The sequence below is a fragment of the Sphingomonas sp. STIS6.2 genome, assembly GCF_000732685.2.
GTDB lineage: Bacteria > Pseudomonadota > Alphaproteobacteria > Sphingomonadales > Sphingomonadaceae > Sphingomonas > Sphingomonas aerolata.
The window spans coordinates 17,299-42,748 of sequence record NZ_JPDP02000159.1; the positions used below are offsets into that span (position 1 = coordinate 17,299).

Annotated in this window: 25 protein-coding genes and 1 pseudogene; 12 read left to right on the plus strand and 14 right to left on the minus strand. The window is 64.5% G+C overall.

All coding sequences use genetic code 11. The features are described 5' to 3' along the window. Positions 1-678: 678 nt before the first annotated feature. From arsH to sphst_RS15140, 5 genes are read right to left on the minus strand one after another with little or no spacing between them, the layout of a single operon-like run. Positions 679-1,431 (minus strand): arsenical resistance protein ArsH, encoded by a 753-nt coding sequence (gene arsH / locus sphst_RS15120; RefSeq protein WP_031395706.1) that lies wholly within the window; start codon positions 1,429-1,431, stop codon positions 679-681. Beyond that, positions 1,431-1,754, minus strand: coding sequence for a YnfA family protein (locus sphst_RS15125; RefSeq protein ID WP_031393241.1), 324 nt, complete (start codon positions 1,752-1,754; stop codon positions 1,431-1,433). Before sphst_RS15125 ends, arsH begins: the two co-directional genes overlap by 1 nt. Further along, the gene (locus sphst_RS15130) at positions 1,751-3,037 is read right to left on the minus strand and encodes an arsenic transporter (protein ID WP_107045783.1); all 1,287 of its coding nucleotides are present in this window, start codon (positions 3,035-3,037) and stop codon (positions 1,751-1,753) included. Before sphst_RS15130 ends, sphst_RS15125 begins: the two co-directional genes overlap by 4 nt. Then, positions 3,037-3,465: an arsenate reductase (glutaredoxin) gene (gene arsC, locus sphst_RS15135; protein ID WP_031395704.1), complete on the minus strand. Its 429-nt coding sequence runs from the start codon at positions 3,463-3,465 to the stop codon at positions 3,037-3,039. The genes sphst_RS15130 and arsC overlap by 1 nt, the downstream gene beginning before the upstream one ends. Positions 3,466-3,476: 11 nt before the next feature. Further along, positions 3,477-3,809, minus strand: a complete 333-nt coding sequence (locus tag sphst_RS15140; RefSeq protein ID WP_031395703.1) for an ArsR/SmtB family transcription factor — start codon at positions 3,807-3,809, stop codon at positions 3,477-3,479. Positions 3,810-4,260: 451 nt separating this feature from the next. Here sphst_RS15140 and sphst_RS15145 point away from each other — a divergent pair, with 451 nt between their 5' ends. The 4 genes from sphst_RS15145 to sphst_RS21355 all read left to right on the plus strand — a co-directional run bounded on the left by sphst_RS15145 (position 4,261) and on the right by sphst_RS21355 (position 7,727). Next, on the plus strand, positions 4,261-4,800 hold the full coding sequence (locus sphst_RS15145) for a hypothetical protein (RefSeq protein ID WP_031395702.1): 540 nt from the start codon (positions 4,261-4,263) through the stop codon (positions 4,798-4,800). Positions 4,801-5,112: 312 nt separating this feature from the next. Continuing rightward, the gene (locus tag sphst_RS15150; protein WP_043158001.1) at positions 5,113-6,249 is read left to right on the plus strand and encodes a hypothetical protein; all 1,137 of its coding nucleotides are present in this window, start codon (positions 5,113-5,115) and stop codon (positions 6,247-6,249) included. A 352-nt stretch (positions 6,250-6,601) separates the two neighbouring features. After that, the gene (locus sphst_RS15155; protein ID WP_081877721.1) at positions 6,602-7,162 is read left to right on the plus strand and encodes a GDSL-type esterase/lipase family protein; all 561 of its coding nucleotides are present in this window, start codon (positions 6,602-6,604) and stop codon (positions 7,160-7,162) included. 61 nt (positions 7,163-7,223) lie between these two features. After that, positions 7,224-7,727 carry a TIGR02594 family protein gene (locus sphst_RS21355; protein ID WP_043157997.1) on the plus strand — a complete coding sequence of 168 codons (504 nt, stop codon included), beginning with the start codon at positions 7,224-7,226 and terminating at the stop codon, positions 7,725-7,727. Positions 7,728-8,113: 386 nt separating this feature from the next. Here the strand turns inward: sphst_RS21355 and sphst_RS21695 are convergent. The 3 genes and pseudogenes from sphst_RS21695 to sphst_RS15175 all read right to left on the minus strand — a co-directional run. Further along, positions 8,114-8,389, minus strand: a pseudogene (locus tag sphst_RS21695) (NAD-binding protein); the annotation flags it as partial. A gap of 118 nt (positions 8,390-8,507) precedes the next feature. Then, a complete protein-coding gene (locus sphst_RS15170) occupies positions 8,508-8,726 on the minus strand; it encodes a hypothetical protein (protein ID WP_031395698.1) in 219 nt (72 codons plus the stop codon). A gap of 189 nt (positions 8,727-8,915) precedes the next feature. Further along, the gene (locus tag sphst_RS15175; RefSeq protein WP_234387692.1) at positions 8,916-9,488 is read right to left on the minus strand and encodes a TetR/AcrR family transcriptional regulator; all 573 of its coding nucleotides are present in this window, start codon (positions 9,486-9,488) and stop codon (positions 8,916-8,918) included. A gap of 160 nt (positions 9,489-9,648) precedes the next feature. Here sphst_RS15175 and sphst_RS15180 point away from each other — a divergent pair, with 160 nt between their 5' ends. Together sphst_RS15180 and sphst_RS15185 are read left to right on the plus strand one after the other, a co-directional pair. Next, the gene (locus sphst_RS15180; protein ID WP_234387693.1) at positions 9,649-10,851 is read left to right on the plus strand and encodes an MFS transporter; all 1,203 of its coding nucleotides are present in this window, start codon (positions 9,649-9,651) and stop codon (positions 10,849-10,851) included. Positions 10,852-10,888: 37 nt separating this feature from the next. Continuing rightward, a complete protein-coding gene (locus sphst_RS15185) occupies positions 10,889-11,902 on the plus strand; it encodes a zinc-dependent alcohol dehydrogenase family protein (RefSeq protein WP_031395696.1) in 1,014 nt (337 codons plus the stop codon). Positions 11,903-12,052: 150 nt separating this feature from the next. Here the strand turns inward: sphst_RS15185 and sphst_RS15190 are convergent, their stop codons facing one another. Then, positions 12,053-13,675 (minus strand): FAD-dependent oxidoreductase, encoded by a 1,623-nt coding sequence (locus sphst_RS15190; RefSeq protein ID WP_056409846.1) that lies wholly within the window; start codon positions 13,673-13,675, stop codon positions 12,053-12,055. A 171-nt stretch (positions 13,676-13,846) separates the two neighbouring features. On the opposite strand from sphst_RS15190, the gene sphst_RS15195 reads away from it, so the two are divergent. Further along, on the plus strand, positions 13,847-15,430 hold the full coding sequence (locus sphst_RS15195; protein WP_107045785.1) for a Na+/H+ antiporter: 1,584 nt from the start codon (positions 13,847-13,849) through the stop codon (positions 15,428-15,430). A gap of 50 nt (positions 15,431-15,480) precedes the next feature. Here the strand turns inward: sphst_RS15195 and sphst_RS15200 are convergent, their stop codons facing one another. The 3 genes from sphst_RS15200 to sphst_RS20725 all read right to left on the minus strand — a co-directional run bounded on the left by sphst_RS15200 (position 15,481) and on the right by sphst_RS20725 (position 17,414). Beyond that, the gene (locus sphst_RS15200; RefSeq protein WP_107045786.1) at positions 15,481-16,071 is read right to left on the minus strand and encodes an NADPH-dependent FMN reductase; all 591 of its coding nucleotides are present in this window, start codon (positions 16,069-16,071) and stop codon (positions 15,481-15,483) included. Positions 16,072-16,142: 71 nt separating this feature from the next. Then, on the minus strand, positions 16,143-16,970 hold the full coding sequence (locus sphst_RS15205; protein ID WP_031394077.1) for an alpha/beta fold hydrolase: 828 nt from the start codon (positions 16,968-16,970) through the stop codon (positions 16,143-16,145). A gap of 57 nt (positions 16,971-17,027) precedes the next feature. Continuing rightward, positions 17,028-17,414 carry a hypothetical protein gene (locus sphst_RS20725; RefSeq protein WP_159043670.1) on the minus strand — a complete coding sequence of 129 codons (387 nt, stop codon included), beginning with the start codon at positions 17,412-17,414 and terminating at the stop codon, positions 17,028-17,030. Positions 17,415-17,476: 62 nt separating this feature from the next. Between sphst_RS20725 and sphst_RS20935 the strand changes: the two genes are divergently transcribed. The 5 genes from sphst_RS20935 (at position 17,477) to sphst_RS15230 (ending at position 21,879) form a co-directional block, all read left to right on the plus strand. Continuing rightward, a complete protein-coding gene (locus sphst_RS20935) occupies positions 17,477-17,671 on the plus strand; it encodes a hypothetical protein (protein WP_031394075.1) in 195 nt (64 codons plus the stop codon). A 2-nt stretch (positions 17,672-17,673) separates the two neighbouring features. After that, the gene (locus sphst_RS15215) at positions 17,674-18,540 is read left to right on the plus strand and encodes a sensor histidine kinase (protein ID WP_051916366.1); all 867 of its coding nucleotides are present in this window, start codon (positions 17,674-17,676) and stop codon (positions 18,538-18,540) included. After that, complete coding sequence (locus sphst_RS15220; RefSeq protein WP_107045787.1) at positions 18,537-19,280, plus strand: LytR/AlgR family response regulator transcription factor; 744 nt, start codon at positions 18,537-18,539, stop codon at positions 19,278-19,280. Before sphst_RS15215 ends, sphst_RS15220 begins: the two co-directional genes overlap by 4 nt. Before the next feature lie 266 nt (positions 19,281-19,546). Further along, positions 19,547-19,966: a DUF6265 family protein gene (locus sphst_RS15225; RefSeq protein ID WP_159043671.1), complete on the plus strand. Its 420-nt coding sequence runs from the start codon at positions 19,547-19,549 to the stop codon at positions 19,964-19,966. Then, entirely contained in the window at positions 19,963-21,879 is a 1,917-nt protein-coding gene (locus sphst_RS15230; RefSeq protein WP_081877544.1) for an alpha/beta hydrolase-fold protein, read from the plus strand. Before sphst_RS15225 ends, sphst_RS15230 begins: the two co-directional genes overlap by 4 nt. Before the next feature lie 272 nt (positions 21,880-22,151). Here sphst_RS15230 and mgrA read toward each other — a convergent pair whose 3' ends face one another. Together mgrA and sphst_RS20940 are read right to left on the minus strand one after the other, a co-directional pair. After that, complete coding sequence (gene mgrA / locus sphst_RS15235; protein WP_031394069.1) at positions 22,152-23,228, minus strand: L-glyceraldehyde 3-phosphate reductase; 1,077 nt, start codon at positions 23,226-23,228, stop codon at positions 22,152-22,154. 146 nt (positions 23,229-23,374) lie between these two features. Next, positions 23,375-25,342 carry an alpha/beta fold hydrolase gene (locus sphst_RS20940; protein WP_081877543.1) on the minus strand — a complete coding sequence of 656 codons (1,968 nt, stop codon included), beginning with the start codon at positions 25,340-25,342 and terminating at the stop codon, positions 23,375-23,377. Positions 25,343-25,450 lie beyond the last annotated feature (108 nt).

The following is a 25,450-nucleotide window of genomic DNA, read 5'->3' on the forward strand; positions in this document are numbered from 1 at the left end:
CAGAAATACCATCGTCTTTGGAAAAAGACCGCGCCCCGCTCTGTCTGCTATTGCAATAAACCGCTCCGTAAGCCTCCCGTCGACGCGCTTTCCTATGCTCGAACCGGCGACATTCTCGTAGTGTGGAAGCTCGACCGGCTTGGCCCTACCATGAAAGAACTTAGACGGTGTCTGAGCCTTCATCTGGGAAGCGCCATTGAAAAGTCAGCGAATTTAGACGCTGTCGGTGATCGGCAACAAATATCCAAGCTCGCTAAGCATTGATGTCGACTGGCTCGGTCGAAAAATCACTGAGATCAACTTATATCGTTTAAAGAGCCCTAATTGCTTCGCCACCCGTTACAATAAGTCCGCTGCCAAATTATTATTAAATGTGGCACTTTCCACCGTCTTGGCATTCTGGCCCTGAACGAGGCTAGGCCCTGATGATCAGTTTTGGCATCTTGGCTGTTGATGACTGCTGAGTCAATCAGACGAAGCCGAGTTCTGCAGCGGTCAAATCCTATCCCTGCAACCAACCCAACGACAGCCCCGCAGCGAAAGCTTCGGGGCTGTCGTCGTCATTATGCCAACGCATAGTGCGAACACGAAGACCAACTCGCCCCATGGATAGATGGTGGAAGCAGCGCTGGTCAAAGCCGGAGCGCCGGAGCGTGCCTGCCCGAACCGGGCATTCGTTCACCGTGATGGATGCGACGCCGTAGCTATGCTCGACAGATCGGTTGTCGGATCGATCGGCACGCCGGAAGCCTTCCGTTCCGAATACCGGTCGACGAGCTGGGCCGCGTGAGGGCGGAGCAGGACCGTGAAGCGGACCATCTCCTCCATCACGTCGACGATGCGATCATAGTAGCTGGACGGCTTCATCCGGCCGGCGTCGTCAAACTCCTCGAACGCCTTGGCGACGCTCGACTGGTTCGGAATCGTCACCATCCGCATCCAGCGGCCGAGGAGGCGCAGCGTGTTCACGCTGTTGAACGACTGCGATCCGGCTGACACCTGCATAACGGCGAGCGTCCGGCCCTGCGTTGGTCGCATCCCGCCCATCGACAGCGGCAGGTGATCGACCTGCAGCTTCATGATGCCGGTGATCTGACCGTGCCGCTCGGGGCTGCACCAGACATGCCCCTCGGACCATAACGACAGCTCGCGCAATTCATGGACCGCCGGATGGTCGTCGCCAGCCACCTGATCGGGCAGCGGCAGGGTCGAGGGATCAAATATGCGCGTCTCGGCTCCGAAGAACCGTAGCAGGCGCGCGGCCTCCTCGACGCAAAGTCGGGAATATGACCGCTCGCGCAGTGAGCCGTAGAGCAGCAGGATGCGCGGGGGCGGGTCTCCCGCACCCAGTCCGATGGCGGGCCGGTCGAGCGTGTAGCGTCGATCGAGTGCGGGCAGATGGTCGGGGTCGGAAAGCGTGCGCAGGGGCATCAGGCGGTCCTTGGGCCAAGCAGAATGATACAGGTGCCGATCAGGCAAAGTGCAGCTCCACCCGCGTCCCAGCGATCGGGCCTTACCCCTTCGACAGCCCAGAGCCAGATCAGCGATGCGCAGATGTAGACGCCGCCATAGGCAGCATAGGCCCTCCCCGCTGCGTCGCTATCCACGCGTGTCAGTAGCCAGGCGAACAGCATAAGTGAGACCACGCCCGGAGCCAGCCACAGAGGCGATTTGTCCAGCCGCAACCATGCCCAAAAGGCAAAGCACCCTGCGATTTCCGCAAGCGACGCGGCAAGATAGACGAGTGCCGTCATACCATGCTGATCCTGATCGCGAGCGCGGCGAGCGTTACCAGCAGCACTGGGATCGTTAAGGTCGCGCCGATCCTGAAATAATAGCCCCAGCCGATGCGGATGCCCTTCTGCTCGAGGACGTGAAGCCACAGCAATGTGGCGAGCGAGCCGATCGGTGTGATCTTGGGGCCGAGGTCACAGCCGATCACGTTGGCGTAGACCATGGCGTCCTTGATCGCGCCCGTGGCGTGGGTCGTGTCGATCGACAGCGCACCGACGAGCACGGTCGGCATGTTGTTCATGACCGACGACAGCAGCGCGGCGATGATGCCGGTGCCGAACGCCGCGCCCCACACACCGCCCTGGGCGGTGCGGTCGAGCAGACCGGCGAGATGGTTGGTCAGACCGGCGTTCCGCAGGCCGTAGACGACCAGGTACATGCCGAGCGAGAAGATTACGACCTGCCACGGCGCGCCGCGCAGCACCTTGCGCGTCTCGATGACGCGACCGCGCCCGGCGACGACGAGCAGCAGCACCGCGCCGGCAGCGGCGACTGCACTGACCGGTATGCCGACAGGTTCGAGAAGGAAAAAGCCCGCCAGAAGCGCCGCAAGGACGACCCAACCGGCCCGGAATGTCGCTCGATCGCGGACGGCGTCGGCCGGCGCGCGGAGCTGCGCCACGTTGTAGTCGGCTGGGACGTCACGGCGGAAGTACAGCAGCAGCACGATCAGCGTCGCACCGATCGACGCGAGGTCGACCGGCACCATCACCGACGCATAGTCGGCGAAGCCGATGCGGAAGAAGTCGGCCGACACGATGTTGACCAGGTTGGAGACGATCAGCGGCAGGCTGGCCGTGTCGGCGACGAAACCGGCCGCCATGACGAACGCCAGCGTCGCCCTGTCGCGGTAGCCCAGCGCCCGCAGCATCGCGATGACGATCGGGGTCAGGATCAGCGCCGCGCCGTCGTTCGCGAACAGCGCCGACACGGCCGCGCCGAGAAGGACAATCAGGACGAATAGCCTATGGCCATGTCCTCCCGCGCAGCGAGCGACGTGCAGCGCCGCCCATTCGAAGAAACCGGCCTCGTCCAACAGCAGGCTGACGATGATGATGGCGACGAACGTCGCGGTCGCGTTCCAGACGATACCCCACACCACCGGGACGTCGGAGAGCGAGACCACCCCGACGAGCAGCGCCACGACCGCACCACCCAGCGCGCTCCACCCGATGCCGAGCCCCTTGGGCTGCCAGATGACGAGCGTGATCGTGGCGACGAAGATGGCGAGCGCGAGCAGCATCAAGCGATGCGCTGACCCGAGGCGTCCACCACCGCTTCGCCGTCTTCCTTGGCAAAGGCCCCCAGTTGCGGCTCGGGCAGCAGATCGAGGACCGCATCGGATGGTCGGCACAGCTGCACGCCGAGCGGCGAGACGACCAGTGGCCGGTTGATGAGGATCGGATGCGCCATCATCGCGTCCACCAGCGCGTCGTCCGTCAGCGTCTCATCGCCAAGCCCCAACGCCGCATAGGGCGTCCCCTTCTCGCGCAGCAGTTCGCGAGGCGTCATACCGGCGCGGTCAATCAGCTGGACCAGCAAAGCACGCGAGGGCGGGGTTTTCAGATATTCGATGACGTGCGGCTCGATGCCGGCATTGCGGATCATCGCCAGCGTGTTGCGCGACGTGCCGCAGGCGGGGTTGTGGTAGATCACGATGTCGACGGCCATGACGCGTCCTTTCAGCAGCAGGGGGTGAGTTCGGCCAGAAGCGGCACGCACAGCTCGGGCGAGCCGGCGCAGCAGTCCTTGACCAGGAAGAGCGTGAGCGCGCGCAGGCCGTCCAGATCGGCGCGGTAAATGATCGACCGGCTCTGTCGCTCGGAGCGGACGATGCCGGCGCGCGCTAGGATGCCGAGATGCGCCGACATGGTGTTCTGCGGTACGTCGAGCCGGCGGGCGATTTCGCCCGCTGCCATTCCGTCCGGTTCGTGGCGCACCAGCAGCCGGAACACGTCGAGCCTTGTGCCTTGAGCGAGCGCTCCAAACGCCACGATAGCCGAATCATTATCCATAAATCCAGCATAGCGGACATGTCAGGCAGCAACAGCACGAACTTCCGACATGCCGGTTTTTTAGAGACTGCCGACCGTTTTCGATAAGGGCGAGGGCGCAGCGCATCACAGCCATCCCGCTTGGGTGCCCAATCGGACACCCCCGTCGCAATTCATACGCGCGAGAGCGGGTATGTGCTCAGCCCGATGACGTCTGGTCATTCGTTTCCAGCGTTAACTCCCGAATAGGTCTATCGAAAGAAGACTTCGTGAAAGCGGACTAACCCGGCGGATGTCAGCGCCAACGGGCGGGGCCGCTGTCCGGCAAAAAGTTCATGCATAGGTAAACCGGCTCAGTGAAAACCGCCAAGATTTGCTAGCCGCCCAACATTCACTATCTCTGCTGAACCGACTTGGCTGCCGATAAGCACTAGTGCTAATATCAACCGGCAGCTCAATAACGGAGACAAAGATGTTTGCCGTTGCTCTTATGTTTTCCGAGGCGGCGGCCGTCGCCACCAACCCGCTCGAATCCGGCAACGTCGTCGGGAGCGTGCGGGAATCGATATGTGAACTGCGCGCACCCTCGATTGCCGATGACGCCATTGGTCTTCTGGCTCTGCCGGCGCCAAAGCAAAAGAACGAGATGGGGGTCTTGCTCCTGGTCAATTGTTCGGACCGAAAGATCATAAGCCTGCGGGACCCAAGTCGATCACGACGGCACGTGAACGAGTTTCCGTACGACCCGCGGGTCGTGACGATATTGCGCCATGACCCCGGGCGCTACGAGATCCTCAACTTCAACCAGAGGGCCAACAATTCCGTTGGGGACCACACGACCCATTCAAAATCGACATATTGGACGGGGCCTTGCGAATATACGGGGCTTCAACTGACAACCGCCGCCGCAGGTGACGATCACAGCCGGCAAACGGTCGTCTTCGATCTCAACATCTGCAAGAACCAGATCCTCGCAATGCTCGAGCCCAACAAGGCGGTAATATCCTCGTAGGAAGACGCCAGAAAGCCGCCTGCAGAATACCACCGCGTGCCGCGATCAAGGTCCTGCCCCATACGTGGTTGGGCGAATGCCCCTCGTCAGGGCGGCTTCGCTATAATCATAGGGAGGCGGATGCGGCGGCGCATTTAACACTCCACGCTCTGAAAACGGCCAGCCGGTTTACCGCTCATCTATCGAGACAGTCGGCCTTCCTCTCCGGCTAAGTCATTCGCTGCTGCAAAGATAAAAGTTTCGCAATACAGTCACTGATGCGAGGTCAGGCTTGCAGCGTTGCAAGGTGCGACTCGAAGTGGAGGCCGGGTAATGATTGCTTTATTCTTCGCATTGTCGCTGCAGGCCGCCACCCCTGATATCGTAATTTCTGGCAGGCAGCTTTCGGAAGCGTATGCAGCCTGCGTCGAGCAGGGCTGTCCGCCGTTGCGAGATGCACAAGCCTCGATCGCCTTTGCCGAGCAGCAATTCCGGGATGGTGCGTATCTCAAGGCGCGTCACACGCTTATGCGCGCCATATCTCGCAACAAGCGTCACGCTGCGACCGACCCGAAACCGGTGTCCGCATTGTATGAAGCATATGCGACCGTCTCTTTGCACGACGGTGATCTGGATGCGTTCAAGAGCGCGGTCGGTGAGCAGGTTCGCACGCTGCGCGACAATCTGCCGGCCAATGACCCGGCCGTCGTTGCCGCGGCATTTGCGACCGGCGATATGTGGCTAGCGATGCGCAAGGGGCGTAGTGCCGAGATTTCGTATAAGGCGGTGGAGCGTCAGGCGTTGACGGACGGAAACGCGGTGCTCGCTCTGCAGGCGACGTTGCGCCGCGTCAGACTGGCCAACGCACGAGGCGACACGGCCGGTGCGGCCCGGCTTATGGCCGAAGCCGAAGCCCGGCCGATCGCGGCGGATCCAAAGCTGCGCAACCTGCTGCAAGTTGTCCGGTTGCGCTTGGCGGCGGGGCAAAAGGACAACGCGCAGATTGACCAGCTGGTGCGTGCGATCGGCCGCGATGGCTCGACCCGCCCTGAGCTGGTATGGGCGCCGCCTTATCGACCTACGGCGCTGGCGGCTGCGCAAGACGAAGCGCGCAAGTTCGACTTGCGCAATCCGCTTCCCGCGAGATCGTCCGATGTCGATCCGATCAAATGGGTCGACATCGGCTTCTGGATCCGACCCGACGGCAAGACGGACGAACCCGAAATCTTGCGCGGCTCGCGTTCGACGGGATGGGCAGGGTACCTCCTCAAGCAGGTTGCCGAACGACGCTACACCGGCTTTTCGACCAGCAGCACTGATCGGGGTGTGTACCGTGTCGAGCGGTTCACCTTACGCGGTACGTACCAGGTTCCAGTGGGGAGCCTGATTGCAAGGCGAGGCGACGCTGCAAGGTTGGAAGTGCTCGACTTGACGCAGCCAAATACATCCGGCTCGTCGAACCGCTCATAACGACAAATGTGAGACGGGCTCCGGCGGCGGCTGATGATGCAAAAGCTGCTTCGTTGGGGACGGCCATCTGGCGGGGCAGTTCGGGCACACTCATCGGTCGCCGTGCCACGTTGCAGGTACGACACCACATCATCCGCGCCGACGACCGCGTTCCGGCGTTAGGCCATCACCCCATTCAGGCCGACGATGTTGGCAAAAGGTCGTCTGGAAATTCTGATAATGCGATGGTCGCCGGAATGCGTATCCGCCGTTTGTGTCATCGCAGACGAAAGAGCACCAGCGTCAAAGGAGCGGCGCGATGGTGACCGGACGCCTTACATTGCATCGAACGTGAACTATCTCACAGCGGCGCATGACACTCGACCGACCTTTGATTCTCGCAATCGGCGACAGCCTGATTGCCGGTTACGGCCTGCCCGCCGCCGATAGCTTTCCCGTACAGCTCCGGGCATCGCTGCGGCGGGCATGCCCTCCTGCCGTCGTGGTGAATGCCGGGGTGTCGGGTGATACCACCGCTGATGTCCTACGACGCTTGCCCCGAATGCTCTCCGCGCTCGACCAGCGACCCGCACTTGCGATCGTTCAGGTGGGACCGAACGATGTCCTGCGGCAGGTGCCGGTGGGTCGTACCCGAGCGCATCTTGAGCAGGTCCTGCTGAGCCTGGGCAATTGTGGCATTCCCGTGTTGTTGACGACCGTCGATCCCCCGATGTTCATCCGTGATCGGGCTGCGGCATATCTCGGCATCCACGCGGCGTTGGCGGCCAAACACGGCGCGACCGTCTGGCCGTTCTTTCCGCCGGGCGTGTTGGGACATGCCGATATGGTGCTGGCGGACCGGGTGCATCCCAATGCCAAGGCGATTGCTGCGGTGGTCGCAGCGATGCTGCCGATCGTGGAGAGGATGCTGTAATGCCCGCATTTGAGCGTAACCGTAGGCTCGTTCGTATCTCGGCCCCAGGGGCGGGTGGATCATGGTGACGGATCCGAAGTGGCTGAGAGTGGCGCGCACGAAACTCGGCACGCAGGAAGCTGCAGGATCAGCGAACAGCGCGACGATCCTCGGTTGGGCAAAGCGGCTTGGAACGCGGGTGCTGGGCATGGTCTACAATGCCGACAGCGTCCCGTGGTGCGGCGTGTTCGTCGCCCACTGCCTGCAGGAAGATGGCATCGAACCAGTCTCTATTGCGGTGCGGGCGACGTCGTGGTCGACATGGGGATTGTCGTTGCGGCCGGAGCGTCTGGCGCCGGGAGCTGTGCTGGTGTTCGAGCGTCCTGGTGGCGGGCATGTCGGTTTCTATGTTGGCGAAGACGCGACGGCCTATCATGTCCTTGGCGGCAATCAGGGCGACGCGGTGACCATAGCCCGGATAGCAAAGGATCGCTGTATCGCGCGCCGATGGCCAGCCGGCCGTCCCGTAATAGGCAAGCCGGTCCAGATGGCGGCACGGAAGCCGATCTCGACCGACGAAGCCTGATGGAGATGCGCTGATTTCGTAGTGCGCACATCGGACCCAGATCCGTTCGTAACAGACAGTATCGGTAAGTGGTGGGTTCGGCCTGACCGCGCCGTGCTGCCTCGACGATGAGATCCCCCGTCTCGAGCCGCTGCGTGTCTGGCTCCCGGAACCCAAAGCTTCGATCGCCCCGGTAGATACGGTGGCCGAGACCAGCACGGATTTCCGACAGTGCGAGTCCCACCTCTGTCGCGGTCTGTGCTCGTTCGTGCAGGACGACCTGTCCGCCGGCCGCGGCGAGATCCGTTGATACGACGCGATATGCGCGCAGTGGGTCCGACCCTGCCAACAGAACGCCGGCGAGACTTGCTGGGTTCAGGACGATCGGGATCGGATGTGTCGTCCCATCCCGCAGCAACGAACAGGGCACGCGCACGGGCGAGCTGTACTGCCTCCAGAGCGGCATTGCGGGTCGCATCGCCCTGCATCACGGTCGTGCCCCATGCTTCAGTGGCGTCGAGCTCGACCATCCGATCGTCGACGACCACGATTGTCTCGGGATCCGCTCCACGCTTGACGAGTTCGTCGACGGCTTCCGCGCCCCACCCGCCATAGCAGCCGAAGCCAAACGGCGTTGTGCCGTGCCGTCTCGGGGTAAAACTGTGTCGATGCGGACGGCGCATGACGTGGTCTACGCAGAGTTACGAACGACCCAAGGGGCTGCCGATCCGTTTTCGCCGTCGTGGCTCCGCGCCCAGGGTTGATGGGGCAGACGATATGATCTTCCGAAGTCGTGCCGGCCTATCGCAGACCGAACCCCGCGGTGCTGTTTGCGCCATCGTCCGTCCGCTCGCGACCGGCCAGCACGTTCTCGAGTTCAGCCAATGAATGGGGCACGTCGAGGTGCTGCGCCCCGATGAACAGGCGTGACCCGTTCCCTTCGGGTACTGCATGGGTTAGCTTGTCGATATCGACCAGCGCCTTGCCCTGCGGCAGTATTTCGATCTGAACAAATCGCATGTCATTTCCCATCTTACGTCTGAGGGCTGGATTGCCGCGCGGTCGATAATGAAGTTCTGTGCCCTTAGGGTACCCGATACGCTGACGTACGTCGCTGGAATCAGCCTAAGGGCGACATGACGAATGCCGGAGTCAGAAAGCGGGTAGGGCAGTCGGAATGCCTGCGAGTCGGTCTCTTTTTCGGCGAGATTAGTGGAGTTTGCTCTCACGCTCCTGTCTGCCTTGAGCATCCCACGCCGCCATCGCGTGTCCAATGCCGGCCCGCAGCGTCTCGGTCGGAACGCCGTCCCGCGCCTGGATCGAGATCCCCAGCAACAGCCCGTCGTACAACGTGGTGAGCCCCGCGACGTCGGTGGCGGGATCGAGAGCGCCGGTGCTGACGCCGGCGGCGATACACCGCTGCAACGCCTGCCGGGTGATCTCCCGCTCGGCACGGGTCAGCGCTCGGGTCGGCGCACCAGCCTCGGACGAAACGATCGATGACAGCGTCATCATGCACCCCTTCGGATGGGCAGGATCGGTCTGCACCGCAACCGACGCGATCAAGGCCTGTTCGAGCCGCGAGCGTGGCGATAGCGTCTCGTCGTCGAGCGCACCGACGATGCCGCCATGCACGGCGAGATAGCGCGTGAGCGTTTCGCGGTAGAGCGCTTCCTTCGAACCGAAGGCCGCGTAGAAACTGGCCGACGAGATGTCGCCCATCGCCTGACGCAGCGTGAGCAGCGACGCGCCCTCATACCCGTGTTCCCAGAACAGATGCATCGCGCTGTCCAGCGCTGCAGCCCTGTCAAAACCACGCGGTCGTCCGCTCCGTGCCATATATGTCCGCTCCTGATTATGGACTAATCAATCCATTACTCGTTGACAAGCCACGCCATGTGGTTGAACGCAGTGGACCAGTCGATCCAGAAGTGAGTGTTGCGTGATTCCAAGATCCGGTCAGACCGACGATGGCGCGAGCGAGACATTGCCGATCTCCGCGTTGCTGGCGCTGGCAATGACCGGCTTCACCGCGATCCTCACCGAAACGCTCCCTGCCGGGCTGTTGCCGCACATGGCCGCCGGGCTCGACGTATCGGAGTCGCTCGCGGGGCAGACCATCACGGTCTATGCGGTCGGATCGCTGTTCGCGGCGATCCCGCTGACGCTGTACACGCAAGGTTGGCGCCGCAAGCCGACCCTGCTCGTCGCGATCGTCGGTTTTCTGATCTTCAACTGCGTGACCGCGGTGTCGACCTCCTATGCGCTGACGCTCGTCGCGCGGTTCATGGGCGGGGTCGCGGCGGGGTTGGGGTGGGGAATCATCGCGGGCTATGCCAGGCGGATGGTCGCCCCGCCGTTGCGCGGCAAGGCGCTCGCGATCGCGATGGTCGGTACACCGCTGGCACTCTCGATCGGCGTACCCTTGGGGGCGATGCTGGGCACGACGCTGGGCTGGCGCATGGCGTTCGGGCTGATGGCGATCACCACTTTGATACTGATCGGCTGGGTGTTGTGGCGCGTGCCGGACTTTGCCGGCCAGCCTGCCGAGCAGCGGCTGTCGATCGCGAGCGTGTTTCGCACGCCGGGCGTTCGCACCGTGCTGGTCACGCTGTTCGCGTGGATCACGGGTCACAATATCCTGTACACCTACATCGCCCCGGTCGCCGCCTTGTCGGGCGCGGGGGAGAGGCTCGATCTGTTGCTGCTCGGGTTCGGGCTGGCAGCGCTGGTCGGGATCTGGGTGACGGGCGTGCTGATCGATCGCGCGCTGCGTCCGCTCGTGCTGGTCAGCCTCACGATGTTTGCGGTCGTCTCGCTGGCCTTCGGGCTGTTCGCGACTACCCCTGCGATGACGATCGTCGCGACGATCCTGTGGGGATTGTCGTTCGGCGGCGCAGCGACACAGCTGTCGACCGCGCTCGCCGATGCGGCGGGTGAGGGCGTCGACCTCGCCAATGCGATGCTCACGACGGTCTGGAACGGCGCCATCGCGACGGGCGGGATCGTCGGCGGGGTGATCCTCGACCATGCGGGGGCAGGACTGCTCGCCTGGGCCGTACTGGCGCCGACCCTTCTTGCCCTGGCGCTTGCAGCCGGCGCGCGCCGCCATGCCTTCAAGCCCGGTCCCAGGGCCTTTGAGTAAGGCGCCCGTCGTGCGTGCCCATCAGGAGAAGATTTCGATGAAAGCCTTTCACATCGGTGCCCAGAACGGCATCGACGGACTTGTCGCCACGACCCGGCCCCCGCCGGTCGCTGGTCCCGGCGAAGCGCTGGTGGCGCCGCGTCTTGTCGGCCTGATCAGCCGCGACGTTCAGCTCCTGCGCGGCACCTACGGCGCCCGACAGCCCGAAACCCGCATTCCGATGTCCGAAGGCGTGGGCGAGGTCGTGGCGATCGGTGCGGGCGTGACCGAGGTCGCAGTCGGCGATCGCGTCGTCTGCGGTCATTTCGCGACCTGGCTGGACGGCCCGTTCCGGGCGGACGTCTTTGCGCATGATATCGGCATCACGCATAACGGCTGGCTTGCCGAAAGGGTCGTTCTCCCCGCGGCTGCGCTGATCCGGGTGCCCGACGCGCTGGCCGACGCGGATGTCGCAGGTCTCGCCTCGGCCGGCCTGACCGCCTGGAATGCACTGGTCGAGGTCTGTCGGGTCGAGGCGGGCGAGACCGTGCTCTGCCTCGGCACCGGTAGCGTTGCGCTGGCGGCACTTAAGATCGCCAAGACCCGTGGCGCACGGGTGGCGATCACGTCGTCGCAGGACGCGAAACTCGAAACGGCACGCAGCCTCGGCGCGGACATCACGGTCAATTACCGGACGTCACCGGATTGGGCGGCCGAGGTGATCGCACAGACCGAGGGGAAGGGCGCCGACATCGTGATCGAAACCGGCGGCGTCGATACGCTGGGGGACTCGATCGCAGCCGCGGCGATCAATGCGCGGATCATCGTCATCGGCGTTTCACCGGGCGAGGGGCCGGCGATCCCCGACTATCTGTCGCTCATCACGAAGAACGTGACGATCCGCGGCATCGCCAATGGCAGCCGCGCAATGTTCGTCGATCTGCTCGACGCAATGGTGGCGAACCGGATGACGACCGTTGTCGACCGGACGTTCGCCTTCGACGACGCACCGGACGCCGTCCGCTATTTCGCCGCGGCAGGGCATCTGGGCAAGGTGATGATCGCGTTTTGATCACGAAATTCCGGCCACTTCGACGCACGTCTCTGACGGGGTTTCCTGCGATGCCGGTTGATCCGGATGGCATGAATGACCAGCATTGGACAGCTTGGAGCGTTTTTCAACTGACCAACCGTCGGTCAGACCTGCGAAGGCGGCTTTCGTTCAGGCGCGATCCAAGCCGCGCACATGCTCCCAGACGTTGGAGATGACGACCGATCCTTCTCCTACCGAAGACGCGACGCGTTTCACCGATCCGGCGCGCACGTCCCCGACGGCATAGATGCCCGCGCAGGACGTGGCGAAAGGCGATAACGCGCCAGCCGCTTCGCCGGTGAGCACGAAGCCCTTGTCGTCAAGAGCGACCAGTTCGGAGAGCCAGCCCGTATTGGGTGCGGCGCCGACCATCACGAAGACGGCGCAGCTTGCCACGGTGCGGTCGCCGTCTCCGTTGCGGATCGTCACCGCCTCCAGATTGTCCCCGCCATGAAGTTCGACGGCATGGGTGCCGTATTCGATGGTGATCGCGGGGTCCGCCTCGAGCCTGCTCGACAGATAGCTGGACATGGACGAGGCCAGGGTGTCGCCGCGCACCAGCAGGCGAACGTGCCGCGCCGTACGACTGAGGAACATCGCCGCCTGCCCGGCCGAATTGCCGCCGCCGATGACCAGCACCTCCGTATCGCGGCAGAAGCGCGCCTCATTCTCGGTCGCTGCATAATAGATGCCCGTGCCCTCGAACTCGGCGAGGCGTGCGATCGGCAGGCGTCTGTACTGGACCCCGGTAGCAACCACGACAGAGGCGGCGAGAACGCGCCGACCATTGGCGAAGGTCGCACAGAAGGCGCCATTGTCGAGCTGGTCCAGCGACTCGATGCGGCGAGGCATGACGAAGCGTGTGCCGAATTTCATCGCCTGCACCTCGCCGCGCCAAACGAGATCGGCACCGGAGATGCCGGTGGGAAAGCCCATATAATTCTCGATCCGGCTGGACGTGCCGGCCTGGCCGCCGATCGCGGTCTCGTCGACCACCAGCGCGCGCAATCCTTCGGCTCCCGCATAGACGCCCGCCGACACGCCGGCGGGGCCGGCCCCGACGATGAGCACGTCGAAGGCCTCGTCTTCGGGAACGTCCTGATCGAGTCCGAGCAGCCGTGCCACCTTTTCCGGCGTCGGATCGCTCACCACCACGTCGCGGCCGAACACCACGACGGGTTCGCGCGGCGTGGTTCCGCAACTGCTGGCGACATGCGCGGCCTCGGCGCTGCCGAGCGGGTAGGAGCGGTAGGGCAGGCGATTGCGTGCGGCGAACTCGGCCACTCTTCTGACGGCCCTGTCCTCCTCTTCGCCAACCAGCACCAGCATGCCGTCGCCGGCATCCAGCTGCCGCCGACGGCGCGCGGCCAGCACCGTGATAACGATGTCCGACATCTCCGGTATGGCCGCCATCAGGCGAAGCATCGCGGATCGCGGGACTTCGACGACGGTCGTGTCGCTCGCGGCGCGCATCGGCAGCGACCAGGTGCCGCCGGACAGCAGCGAGATCTCGCTCATGAACTGGGTGGGCCCCAGCGTCGACGGCACCAGCCGATCGCCCGTGAACGGGTTGATGACCTCGATCTCCCCCTCTTCGACATACACGAAGCGGTCGGCCGGCGCGCCGATCTCGGCGAGCATCATTCCCTTGGGATAGTGCTTGCGCGTCCCTGCCGCCCGGATCGCGGCAATATGCGCAGGCTGCAGCGGAACCCGCTGCATTTCCCGCAGGTCGCGACCGATCGTTTCCATGAGCGCTGTCCCCTATCCCCCTCGACACTAGCCCGGCGAACGCGACGACGGCAATCGCCCGGGAACGGCCCAGGCCGAATGCGGGCGCGGGCCGATACGCTGCCCGATCGCATTGACGCGGTTCGGGACAGATTGCAGGACCACCGGGCGGGCAGGAAAAGGGGCGGCTTTGTGCATCCAGCGGCAAACTTCGAGCTGATCATCCTGATGTTCCTGGTGGTGCTGGGGCTTCACTATCTGGCCCGGCGTCTGTCGCTGCCACCAGCAGCCGCGCTGATCGTCGGCGGATGCGCCGTCGCCTTCGTACCGGGTGTGCAAGGGATCGCGATCGATCCGGAGCTGGTCCTTGTCCTGTTTCTCCCACCCCTGCTGATGGACGGCGCGTGGTTCACCGCGGTCGCGCCATTCCGGCGGCACATGGCCGGCATTCTTTCGCTGGCGGTCGGCGCCGTCTTCTTCACCACGGCGGTCGTGGCGATCGTGACCAGGCTGCTGATGCCCGGACTGCCCTGGGCCGCCTGCGTCGCGCTGGGCGCGATCCTGTCGCCACCCGATGCGGTATCCGCGCGTGCCGTGTTGCAGCGGGTGACGCTCCCGCGCAGGCTGACCACGCTGCTCGAGGGCGAAAGCCTGCTCAACGATGCCGCGGGGCTGGTGCTGTTCCGTTTTGCGGTGGCGGCGGTGCTGACCGGCAGCTTCCATCTGGGGGCGGCGACCGGAACGTTTTTCGTGCTCGTGGCGGGCGGCATCGCGGTCGGCGCGGCGATCGGCGGGCTCTGGGTGGTTCTGCTCCGCCGGCTCGGCGATGATACGCTGATGATCGCAGCGACCGTGCTGGTCTGCTGGAGCGCCTATATCGCGGGCGAATTGCTGCACGTGTCCGGCGTCATTGCCGTCGTCACCGCGGGCCTTGTCTGCGGCTGGTATCAGCATGTCGTCTTCACCGCCCGCGTGCGCATCCGGGCGATGGCGTTCTGGCAGGTGCTGGTGTTCCTCCTCGAAGCCACCGTGTTCCTGCTTATCGGCCTGTCCTTGCGGGGGTTGCTGGACCGGGTCGGCGGGCTCGACATCGTCATAGACACGATGGCGCGGCCCGTGCTGCTGATCGTCCTGGCGGTCGTTGCCGCGCGGTTCCTGTGGATCTTCGCGGTCGATGCCGGCGTCGCCACCGGTCGCCGCATCGGGTGGACGCGACAGCACCCGCTCGGAACGCGGGCGGCGGTAGTGATGAGCTGGGCCGGGATGCGCGGCGTGGTGACGCTCGCGGTCGCGCTCTCGCTGCCCGAGGCGATGCCGGCGCGGGATCTGATGCTCGTCACCGCCTTTGTCGTGATCCTCGTGACCGTCCTGGTGCAGGGCACCTCGCTTGGCTGGGTCATCCGGACCCTGAAGCCGCACGACGACGGCAGCGCGCGACCGCCGCTCGATCTGCACGCGGCCGAGATGATGCTGTTCCAGGCGCAGTTGGGACTTGTCGAGCGCGAGGCGGTGGCGATCGACGGCACGGTCATCCACCCGCAGCTCCTAAGGCGCTACCGGACCCGTGCAACCGCAGCGGATGCGTTCGACGGTACGGTGGAGGAGCGCAACGTGGCGATCGCGAGCCATTTCGACGTCATCATCGCCGCGGTCGCGGCCGGCCGCGCCGAGCTGGTCCGCCTGCACCGTGCCGGTCGTATCGATGACGAGACGCTCCACGACCTTGAACACGATCTCGACCTCGAGGAGCTGGCCGCAGCTGCAGCGAAGGGGTGAACGAGCTCTGTTGCCCGGAGCCGCGATGAAGACGCGCGGCTTCGGCCGGATCAATAGGGCGGATCACGCCTCTCACGCTGGGCGCGGGCGGCCTGCGTCCACCAGCCAAGATCGTCGGCGAAGCGCGGGAAGGCACGGGTGAGGGCCGCGCCGCCGTCGCCCGCCGGTTCTCCGCTCGCATCGAAGGCGTGGCCGATCCCACCCACCGCGACCGTGCTGGAGACCACGACCATACCCATCTCGGACAGGATGCCGTGCCATGCGAGGCCGGCGCGTGCACCGGCGAAGCGTCCGGCCGAATAGCTGACGATCGCCGCCGGCCGCCAGTACCATTCCTCGAGGAAGTGGTCGGTGAGGTTCTTGAGCCCGGGCTGCACGCCCCAGTTATATTCGCCGGCCACGAAGACGAAGGCGTCGGCCGTCCTGATCTTTTCTGCGAGTGCCTCCAGCGCGGGGGGTGCCTCGCCGCTGGGATGTTCCTTGTACATGCGGTCGAGCATGGGAAGGTCGACTGCCCTCGCGTCGATGAGCTCGGCCGATGCACCGCGTTCGGCGAAGGCGCGGACGAGCCACTCGGCGAGGCGGATGCCCTGCCGGTCGGACCGATAGGAGCCGTAGAAGATCAGAACCCGGTCGCGCATCGCGGCAATTCCTTGTGAAGCGTGTCGTGCAGAAGCACGGAGCGCCCCATCGCTCCGTGCCCTGCCATGGATCAGCCTTCGATGAAGGCCAGCAGATCGGCGTTGATCCGATCGGCGTTGGTAACCGGCATGCCGTGGGGAAAGCCGGGGTAGGAGATGAGCTTGGCGTCCTTCACGATGTCGGCCGACATCTTGCCGGTGGTGGCGAAAGGAACCACCTGGTCGTCCTCGCCGTGCAGGACCAGCGTCGGCACGTCGATCGCCTTGAGATCGTCGGTGAAGTCGGTCTCGGAAAAGGCCTTGATGCCGAGCGTATGGGCAAGCGCCGAGCCCATCATGCCCTGGCGCCACCAGTTGAGCCGCACCGCCTCCTTCACCTCGGCGCCGTCGCGGTTGTAGCCGAAGAAGGGCAGCGTGAAGTCGTAGTAGAATTGCGAACGGTTCGTGGCAGTCTGCTCGCGCACCATGTCGAATACGTCCATCGGCACGCCGTCCGGGTTGGCGTCGGTCTTGACCATGATCGGTGCGACCGCACTGATCAGCACGGCCTTTTTGACCCGCCCGGGCTTGGCGCGCGCGACATAGCGGGCGACCTCGCCACCGCCGGTCGAGTGGCCGACATGGACGGCATCGCGCAGATCGAGCGCGTCGGTCAGCGCGATGACGTCGGCGACATAGCTGTCCATGTCGTGACCGCTCGCCGACTGGGTCGAACGGCCATGCCCGCGGCGGTCATGCGCGATGACACGATAGCCCTTCTGGACGAAGAACATCATCTGCGCGTCCCAGTCATCCGAACTGAGCGGCCAGCCGTGGTGGAACATGACGACGGGCGCATCCGTGTTGCCCCAGTCCTTGTAGAAGATTTCGGTCTTGTCGACGGTGGTGACGAACGGCATTCGATGTCTCCTCGGGCTTGGTCGGGTACGCGGCACGCTACAGAGTGAAGGTGACAATCAGGCGGCGTCGACGAGGACGATCTCTCTATCCTTGATAGCGGTCACACGCGGTACGGCCTCGTCGGCAACGGCGGCGCCCTCTCGCCGATCGAGACGGGTGAAGTTGACCTTGATCGACCCGATCGCCGGTATCAAGTCGCTACGCTGGCCGGCGCCGACCGGATATTCGGCGATTGCCTTCGGCAGGGCCTGCACCGCGTCGGAATGCGCCGCCTCGCGCGCATCGCGACACCGACCGAATAGACGTTGGCGAGGCAGAATTCGTCGGTCGCGAATTTGCGGAGCACGCAGACGTCGGCGGCTGCGAACCGATCGTGCGGGGTGACGCGGACGATCTGTATCGGAACTGCATTTATCGCAGTTGAGCAGTTCTATTGCATTCATCCGTCCAGGCTTCGTCCCCGCCGGGCAGCTGTTCAATGTTGGGCGAATGTGCATGATTGGCCATGACCGCAGCGCATCGGCAACGCCTTGTTCGCTATCTGGGCATTTGGGCCGCATGGCTGGCTGTCGCGGTGGTGACGGCGTTCCAGACCTATGCCGCGGGTTTCGCGGGTGGGCCAAAGCTCGCGCTGGAACAGGCATTGGTCAATGGGCTGATCTGGTATTCGGCCTGGGCAGCACTGACGCCCGGGGTGTGAGCGTGGCGCGAGCGTTCGCCGGCGAGCGGCGGCTGGGCAGGCTGCTGGTCATCCATCTGGCCTTCGGGCTGCTCTTCGCGGTGCTGCACGCGGCGCTCTACAGCGTGGTGAACGCGATGATCTATGTCCGCGCGCCCTGGGCGCCGTGGAGCAATGGGCTGCTGATCACGAAGCTGGCGACCAGCATCCACGTCCATCTGATGATCTACGCGCTGCTCGTCGCGATCGTGCTCGGCGCGCGCGCCTATCGGACGATGCGCGATCGCGAAGTCGCGGCGGCGCGGCTGGAGGCGCAGCTCGCAGAGGCGGAAACGGCGGCGCTGCGCGCGCAGCTGCAGCCGCACTTCCTGTTCAACACCCTCAACGCCATTTCCGCGCTGGTGCCCGACGATCCGATCGTCGCCCAGCGGCTGATCGCGCGGCTGGGCGATCTGCTACGGCTGTCGATCGATCAGCGCAGGTCGCAGCACAGCGCGCTCGCCGATGAACTCGACTTTACCGACACCTATCTGGCGATCGAGGAAGCCCGGTTGGGCGAGCGACTGCGGATCGTCCGCGCCATCGCGCCCGGGTTGGAGACCGTCCAGGTGCCGGCGCTGCTGCTGCAGCCGCTGGTCGAGAACGCGGTGCGCCACGGGATTGCGCCGACGATCGAAGGTGGCACGCTGACGATCGAGGCGAAGCCCGCGGGTGACATGCTGCGGATCAGCATCGCCGACAACGGCAAGGGCGCGGGCGCGATCCGCGAGGGCGTCGGGCTCGGCAACGCACGGCTGCGGTTGCGCCAGCTCCATGGCGAGCGCCAGTCGCTTGAGATCGACACGGCGCCGGGCGAGGGCTTCCGCGTCATCATCCTGGTGCCGCGGTGATCCGGACCCTGATCATCGACGACGAGCCGCTGGCACGCCGCGCGGTGCGCCAGTCGCTGGCAGGGCCCGACGATTTCGAAGTGGTCGGCGAAGCGGGGCACGGGGCGGAAGCAGTGGCGGCAATCGGCACGCTGCGGCCCGACCTTGTGTTCCTCGACGTCCAGATGCCCGAGATGGACGGCTTCGGCGTGATCGAGGCGATCGGCGTGGATGCGATGCCGCTGACCGTTTTCGTGACGGCGTTCGATGTCTATGCGGTGCGCGCCTTTGAGGCGGAGGCGCTCGATTACCTGCTCAAGCCGTTCGACGACCAGCGCTTTGCCCGCGTTATCGAGCGGGTGCGGCGACACATCGACACGGGCGACGGCCAGCGCGGCGGCCAGCGCGACGGGATGCGATCGCTGCTCGGCGGGCAGGGCCGGCTAGTCGCGCGCGGCAATGGCGCGGCGCAACTGGTTCGGCTCGACGAGATCGACTGGATCAGTGCGGCGGGCGACTATGCCGAAGTCCATGCCGGCGGACGCAGCTTGCTGATCCACGAATCATTGACGTCGCTCGAGGCGCGGCTGCCCCATGCCGCGTTCGCGCGCATCCATCGCGCCGCGATCGTCCGGCTCGACCGATTGGTCGAAGTCCGGCCCGGCACCCATGGCGACGGCTCGGTGCGGCTGGCGTGCGGCGCGGAGCTCCGGTTCAGCCGTCGATATCGCGAGCCAATCGACGGCTACCTTACCCGCTGATCCCGCTTGGCGATCCGCCGGACCCGCCCGGCGAAAATCCATTGCCGGGAAACCCCGTTCCGGGCCCGTATGCCGCTCAACCAAAACAGGGGGTGGGCATGGGGTTGAGGCACAGGGCATATGCACCTTTCAGGTTTCCGACGGCGGTAATCGCGCTGGCGATCCTGTTCCACGCAAGCCCTTCATCGGCGCAACTCGCCAACCCCCGGGCCATGATCAAGCTCCACGCTGAAGGCCACCAGGCCCCGCGTGCGACGATCGCCGACATGGCGTGGATCGAGGGCCACTGGATCGGCGACATGCCCGATGGGCCGGTCGAGCATGTGCTTCTCAGTCCTCGCTTTGGGCAGCTTCCGGGCTTCGTCCGCGCGTTAGCTCCCCAGAACCTGGCCTTTTACGAGATCGGCGTGTTCGCCGAGATTGGAAATTCGCTGACTCTTCGGGTCAAGCACTTCACGCCGGAACTCGCCGGTTGGGAAGCGCAGGCGGCTTATATCGACCGTCCGCTGGTCGATCGCGATTCGACCAGCTTCTACTTCGACGGCGCGACTTTCTCGCGAACCGGGCCGGATAGCTTCACGGTCTATTTCCTCAATCGCTCGGAGGGCCGGGAACGCGAGACACTCGTGATTCCCTTCCGGCGTACACCAGGCCCCACGCGGCAAAGCGATGGAGCGTCGTCATGAGCGGGCTACGCAAGCTTTACGCCGTTGCCTGTTGCTTGCTGGCGCTGTTCGTCGCTCCGGCGATGGCGCAGCCGCAGGGCCGGCTGGTTGTCAGCACGCTGCAATCGACCAGCTTCGCCGGCAGCAAGATCGGCATCTCGCCCGTTCGCAACCTCACGGTCTACCTGCCGCCGCGCTACGCCGAGCCGGGCAAGCGATTTCCCGTCCTCTACTTCCTCAACTATTTCTTCGAAGATCACCGCGAACCCTTCGCCAGCCACGGCGCAAAGGCGCTGCTGGATAAGGCGATCGCGCAGGGTGTGATCGGCGACGTCATCGTCGTGACCGCCGACTTCACGACCCCCGCGGGCAGCGCATGGTATGTGAATTCGCCGGCGACGGGCAATTGGGAAGACTTCATGGTGCGCGAGCTGGTGCCGCACATCGATGCCACCTACCGCACGCTCGCCACCCGGGATTCGCGCGGGATCGCGGGGGACGGTCCGGGGGCGTATGGCGCGATCCGTTTCGGCATGCGCCATCCAGACATGTTCGGCGCGGTCTATGGCATGCAGCCGGTGGCGAGCGGCCCCAATATTCAGCCGACGCACAGCCGCCCGAACTTGGAACGCATGGCGCGCGCGACATCGCTCGACGATCTGCGGGACGACGGCTTCTCGCTGATCTTCACGTCGATCTATCAGGCCTTCTCGCCGAACCCGAACCGACCGCCGCTGTTCTTCGATCCACCGGCGCGGCGTGTCGACGGGCGCATCGTAGTGGACAGCGACCGTACGGCGCGTTTCAAACAGGGATTCGCGCTGACGGCTTTGCTCCCCGCTTATGCCGACAATCTCAAATCGCTGCGGGGCTTCAAGTTCGACTGGGGGCGTCAGGACACGCTGGTTGACCATGTCTATGGCGCGCAGGCCTTTTCCAATCTCCTCGCTGAATATGGTGTGCCGCACGAAGCCGAGGAACATGGTGGCGGCTTTCGTGACCGGCACTGGGGCGAGCAGGGGCGGTTCTACACCGATGTGCTGCCCTTCATCGCGCGGCACCTGTTGTTCGGACCTCCCGCGACGCCGACCGAACGCGTCAACGCCGCACACGCGAAGCTGCGTCAGGCGATGCTCGCCAATGATGCCGATGCTCGCGCCATGCTCTACCGCGCAGATGCGCGCTCGATGCCCAAATATCAGCCGGTGCTGATCGGCACGCGCCAGATCGCGGCCTATCACCGCGCGATGCGCGAGCGGCGGCGTGTGACCAGCTATGTGCCGGTGGCGAGCGAAGTCCTTGAGCTGGACGACACTTTGGTCGAGATCGGAACCTTCACGATCCGCTGGTCCGACCGCACCGACGAAGAGCGGGGAAAATACGCGCATGTCTGGGGCGTCGAGCGGGACGGCGGCCTCAGGCTCAAGGCCGACAGCTGGGGCTATTTCCGCCCGCTGGCCGATCCCGCGGGCTTCTTCACCGCGATCCCGGTGCCGTCGTCCTCGCCCATCCGGCTAGCCGCAGGCGATCGGTCCGTGGGCGAATTCCTGCGAGCCCATAACGACCGCGACGCCGAGGCCGTGCGGACCAAGGATGTCGAGGCGAAGCTCGTGGATTATACCGACGACGCCGTCTTCATGCCTTTCGCCGAAACGCCCAAATGCGGCATGGCCGAGATCCGCCCCTATCTGACCGCCTATACCGCAGCGGGAAGCGGCGCGACCTTCCGCGACGTGCGGGTCTGGACCCTGGCATTCGAAAATCACGGTGCGTGGGTGATTGAATATCCCAAATTCCGCGTCGAGTGGACCGCGGGGGGCCAGTCGGGCACCGTCAAGGGCGGGGGCATCCGGTTGTGGCAGCGTCAGGCTGGCGGCTCGCTCAAGCTGCATCGCCAGATCGGAACACACGACTATGTCGTCCCGTCCCGTTGAGGCGGCCCCCCGCTTGGTCCGGACCGGAAGCAGGCATTCCGCTATCAGCCCGAAATCGGAGTTCTTCGTTCGAGGCGGGCATCTACGAGCGTAGCGAGTCTCTCAGATCACGATGGGGCAAGGCTCAAGAAACGTGGTTTGCTTAAAGAGATTACGATTTCGCGTCATTTAACAATTATTTGCGGCGCTGTCGGCGAACGTAACCGGGCCTGAAGATTGGGCGCGCAAACGTTTTTTGGAATGTCCCGGAGGGGTGTCGTGATGGCCGTTGTTCAGGCGGGCACTCCTTGCGCTGCCGGCAGTGCAGTGATGTCAGATGATCCCGACCAGAGATTGACGCCGCCATCGTCGGCCGCGTTGTCGATCGCGGTGAGTTCGTCGGCGGAGAAGTCGAGCGTCTTCACCGAGTCCAGCGAGTCGTCGAGCTGTTCGACCGTGCGGGCGCCGATCAGCGCCGATGTGACGCGCGGGTCGCGCAAGACCCACGCGATCGCCATCTGGGCCAGGGTTTGTCCGCGCTCACCCGCGATATCGTTCAGGGTACGGATGGCAGCAAGGTTTCGATCCGTGAGCAAGGCCTGCGACAGCGACCCGTCACGGGTTGCTCGCGCATCCTGTGGAACGCCCCTGAGGTATTTATTCGTCAGCATGCCCTGCGCCAAGGGTGAGAAGGCAATGCAGCCGACGCCCAGCTCCTCCAGCGTCGCCAGCAGATCGCGCTCGATCCACCGGTTCAGGATCGAATAGCTGGGCTGGTGGATGAACAGCGGCACCTTTTCCGCGGCCAGAATCTCGGCCGCACGGCGGGTAAGCCCCGGCTCGTAGGAGGAGATGCCGACATATAGTGCCTTGCCCTGTCGATGGAGTTGCACCAGCGCGCCCATCGTCTCCTCGAGAAGGGTCGCGGCATCCACCCGGTGCGAATAGAAGATGTCGACATAGTCGAGGCCCATTCGCTTGAGGCTCTGGTCGCAGCTCGCAATCAGGTATTTTTTGGATGAACCGACATCGCCATACGGTCCGGGCCACATGTCCCAACCCGCCTTGGTCGAGATGATGAGTTCGTCGCGATGGGCCGCGAAATCGGAGGCGAGGATGCGACCGAAATTTTCTTCGGCCGAGCCATAGGGCGGGCCGTAATTGTTGGCGAGATCGAAGTGGGTCACGCCACGATCGAATGCCCGCCGCAGGATGGCTTGCCCCGTCTCGAACACATCCTGTCCGCCGAAGTTCTGCCACAGCCCCAGGCTGATTGCCGGCAGCCTCAGCCCGCTTCGGCCGGTGCGTCGATAGGGCATGCCGCTGTCATACCGGAGCGGGGACGCGACGTACGGACGGGGAAACGACATTAGTGACTCCTTGTGAACGTCTTCGGGGCGCAACGCGCTAACCGTTTCGGCGCAGCGTGCACCACTTTTTTGAACTGCCTCGATCGCGTTGGGCAGGTGCGCGATGCAGCGCTGCAGTTAGGCACGGAAGCTGGCCTAAAGCTGGCCTAGATCAGCCATTCGAAGGCACGTTTCAATCGTGCCGCACCACTGGTGTCGAACGGCCGACCATGAGCGAAGATCACCCGGTCAGGCTCGAGCGCCACGATCGCTCGCACCGCCTTTCTAGCGTCCGCGCCGCCTAGCCGTACTGGTAGCCGAAGGTACCGTGCGGTCGTGCCGTCCGTGGCAGCGGAGGCCTGCATCAATAGCCGCGTGACAGGCGGCAGCTTGTCAGGATCGAGGTTTTCGATGAGGTCGACGAGCACGAGCGTTCTGGTCTGCCGGTGGAAGAACCAAATCTCGTTAAAGCCAGCACCCGCCGGCACCATGCCTTGATCAAGAGTGTCCGACCATTCCGCCGGGGCTGTTCCACCGAGTTCGGCATCGAACCGCACCGACGATGCGCGGACCTGTGCCCGGTCCCGCAGCCCTGGCGCAGCCCAGGTGGTCGCATCCGGGTAGGCCCGTTGCCAATCGGCAATGTAGGTCCAGTGCGCGATGTTGGGGGCAACGAGATGCCGTACCCGTCCCAGCGCTTCGATCGCCTTGGCCAGCTCGGCCGAATAGGGGGTCGGCGAATGCAGAAGGAGATCGCCATTTTCGAGCCGGACGATCGTCATGCGCACGGGCAGCGCTATCCCCATCGCGTTTATTGGTCCGCTGTCGACGATCCAGACACCCTCGGCAAAGACCTTCGGGACATCCAGTGGCGGGTAGGTCGCGCGATGCCGGGCTTGGGTATCGTCCGGGCGTCGATGACTGTCTGCTAACGTCCAAAATCCAAGGGCGGCAACGCCGATGACACCCGCCGCGCCGGCGATCCGACGCCGTCTGCGCGCCCTTGAGGACGCCTGGTCGGCAAAGAAGCGTCGCATATCCGCCAGCAGTACCCCAGGCTGTTCGAGCGCCGCGAAATGGCCGCCTGCCTCCATCTCGTTCCAGTGAACGATGTTGTAGGTCTTGCGTGCGTGTGAGCGCGGGGGCGGCGGGAAGACGGGGTCGGGGAAGGCTGCGACGCCGGTGGGCACCTTGACACGGCTGCCTGCCGGAAGTTCGCCCGAACCCTCCAGCATGCGGCCGCGATACATCCAGGTGGACGTGATGAAGGACCCCTCGACAAGGTACAGCATGATGTTGGTAAGGAGCGTATCTTCATCGAACGCCTGCCAGAGATCGGGCCGACCCTGTTCATCACGCGGCACGTCCGACCAAGCGCCGAACTTCTCCAGAATCCAGGCAGCAACGCCGACGGGGCTGTCCGACATGGCAATGCCGAGCGTCTGCGGACGCGTGCCTTGTTCGTGCGCGTAGCCGGTTTCTTCTTTCGCCAGCGTCGCCCGTCGTGCCGCCCAGGCGAGTTCGTCGGGCGTCTTCGGCGATATGTCCGCCGCCTGAAGGAGAACCATGTTGAGGTGCAGCGCGGCCACGGCTTCGGGATGATCGTGCGCCATCCAACTCCCGATCGCCGCGCCCCAGTCACCACCTTGCACCAGATAGCGCGCATCGCCGAAAAGCTCGGTCATCAGACCGTGCATCAACTCGCCCGTCCGGCGCGGTCCGATCGGCGCGGCGGGGCGCCCGGAAAAGGCGTAGCCCGGAAGCGACGGCACGACGACGTCATGGCCGTCGGCGACCAATGGCGCGATGAGCGCCTCGAATTCCATGAACGAGCCCGGCCATCCATGCAGCAGGAGCAGGGGAGGGCGCGAACCATCGCCCCGCGCATGAATGAAGTGAAGCTTTTCGCCCAGCACCTCCGTCGTGAACTGCGGTAGAGCATTCAGCCGACGTTCCTGCGCGCGCCAGTCGAACCGCATGCGCCAATGGTCCACGAGCCGCTTGAGATCCGCGAGGCCGACCCCTGACGTCCAGCTTCCGGCATCCGGCAGCGCGCCCCAGTCGAACGATGCGACCTTGGCGTTGATGCCGGCGAGCCGCTCGTCGGGTACTGCAATCGTAAAGGGCTTTGCCATCTCGTGTCCTTGCGTTCCAAGGGCGCGCGCCCCGTCTCGAGCAACACCAACGCCCGCACCTGCGTCGCGTTCAAATCGGCCGGCATTCCGCAGTGAGAGCACATCTCG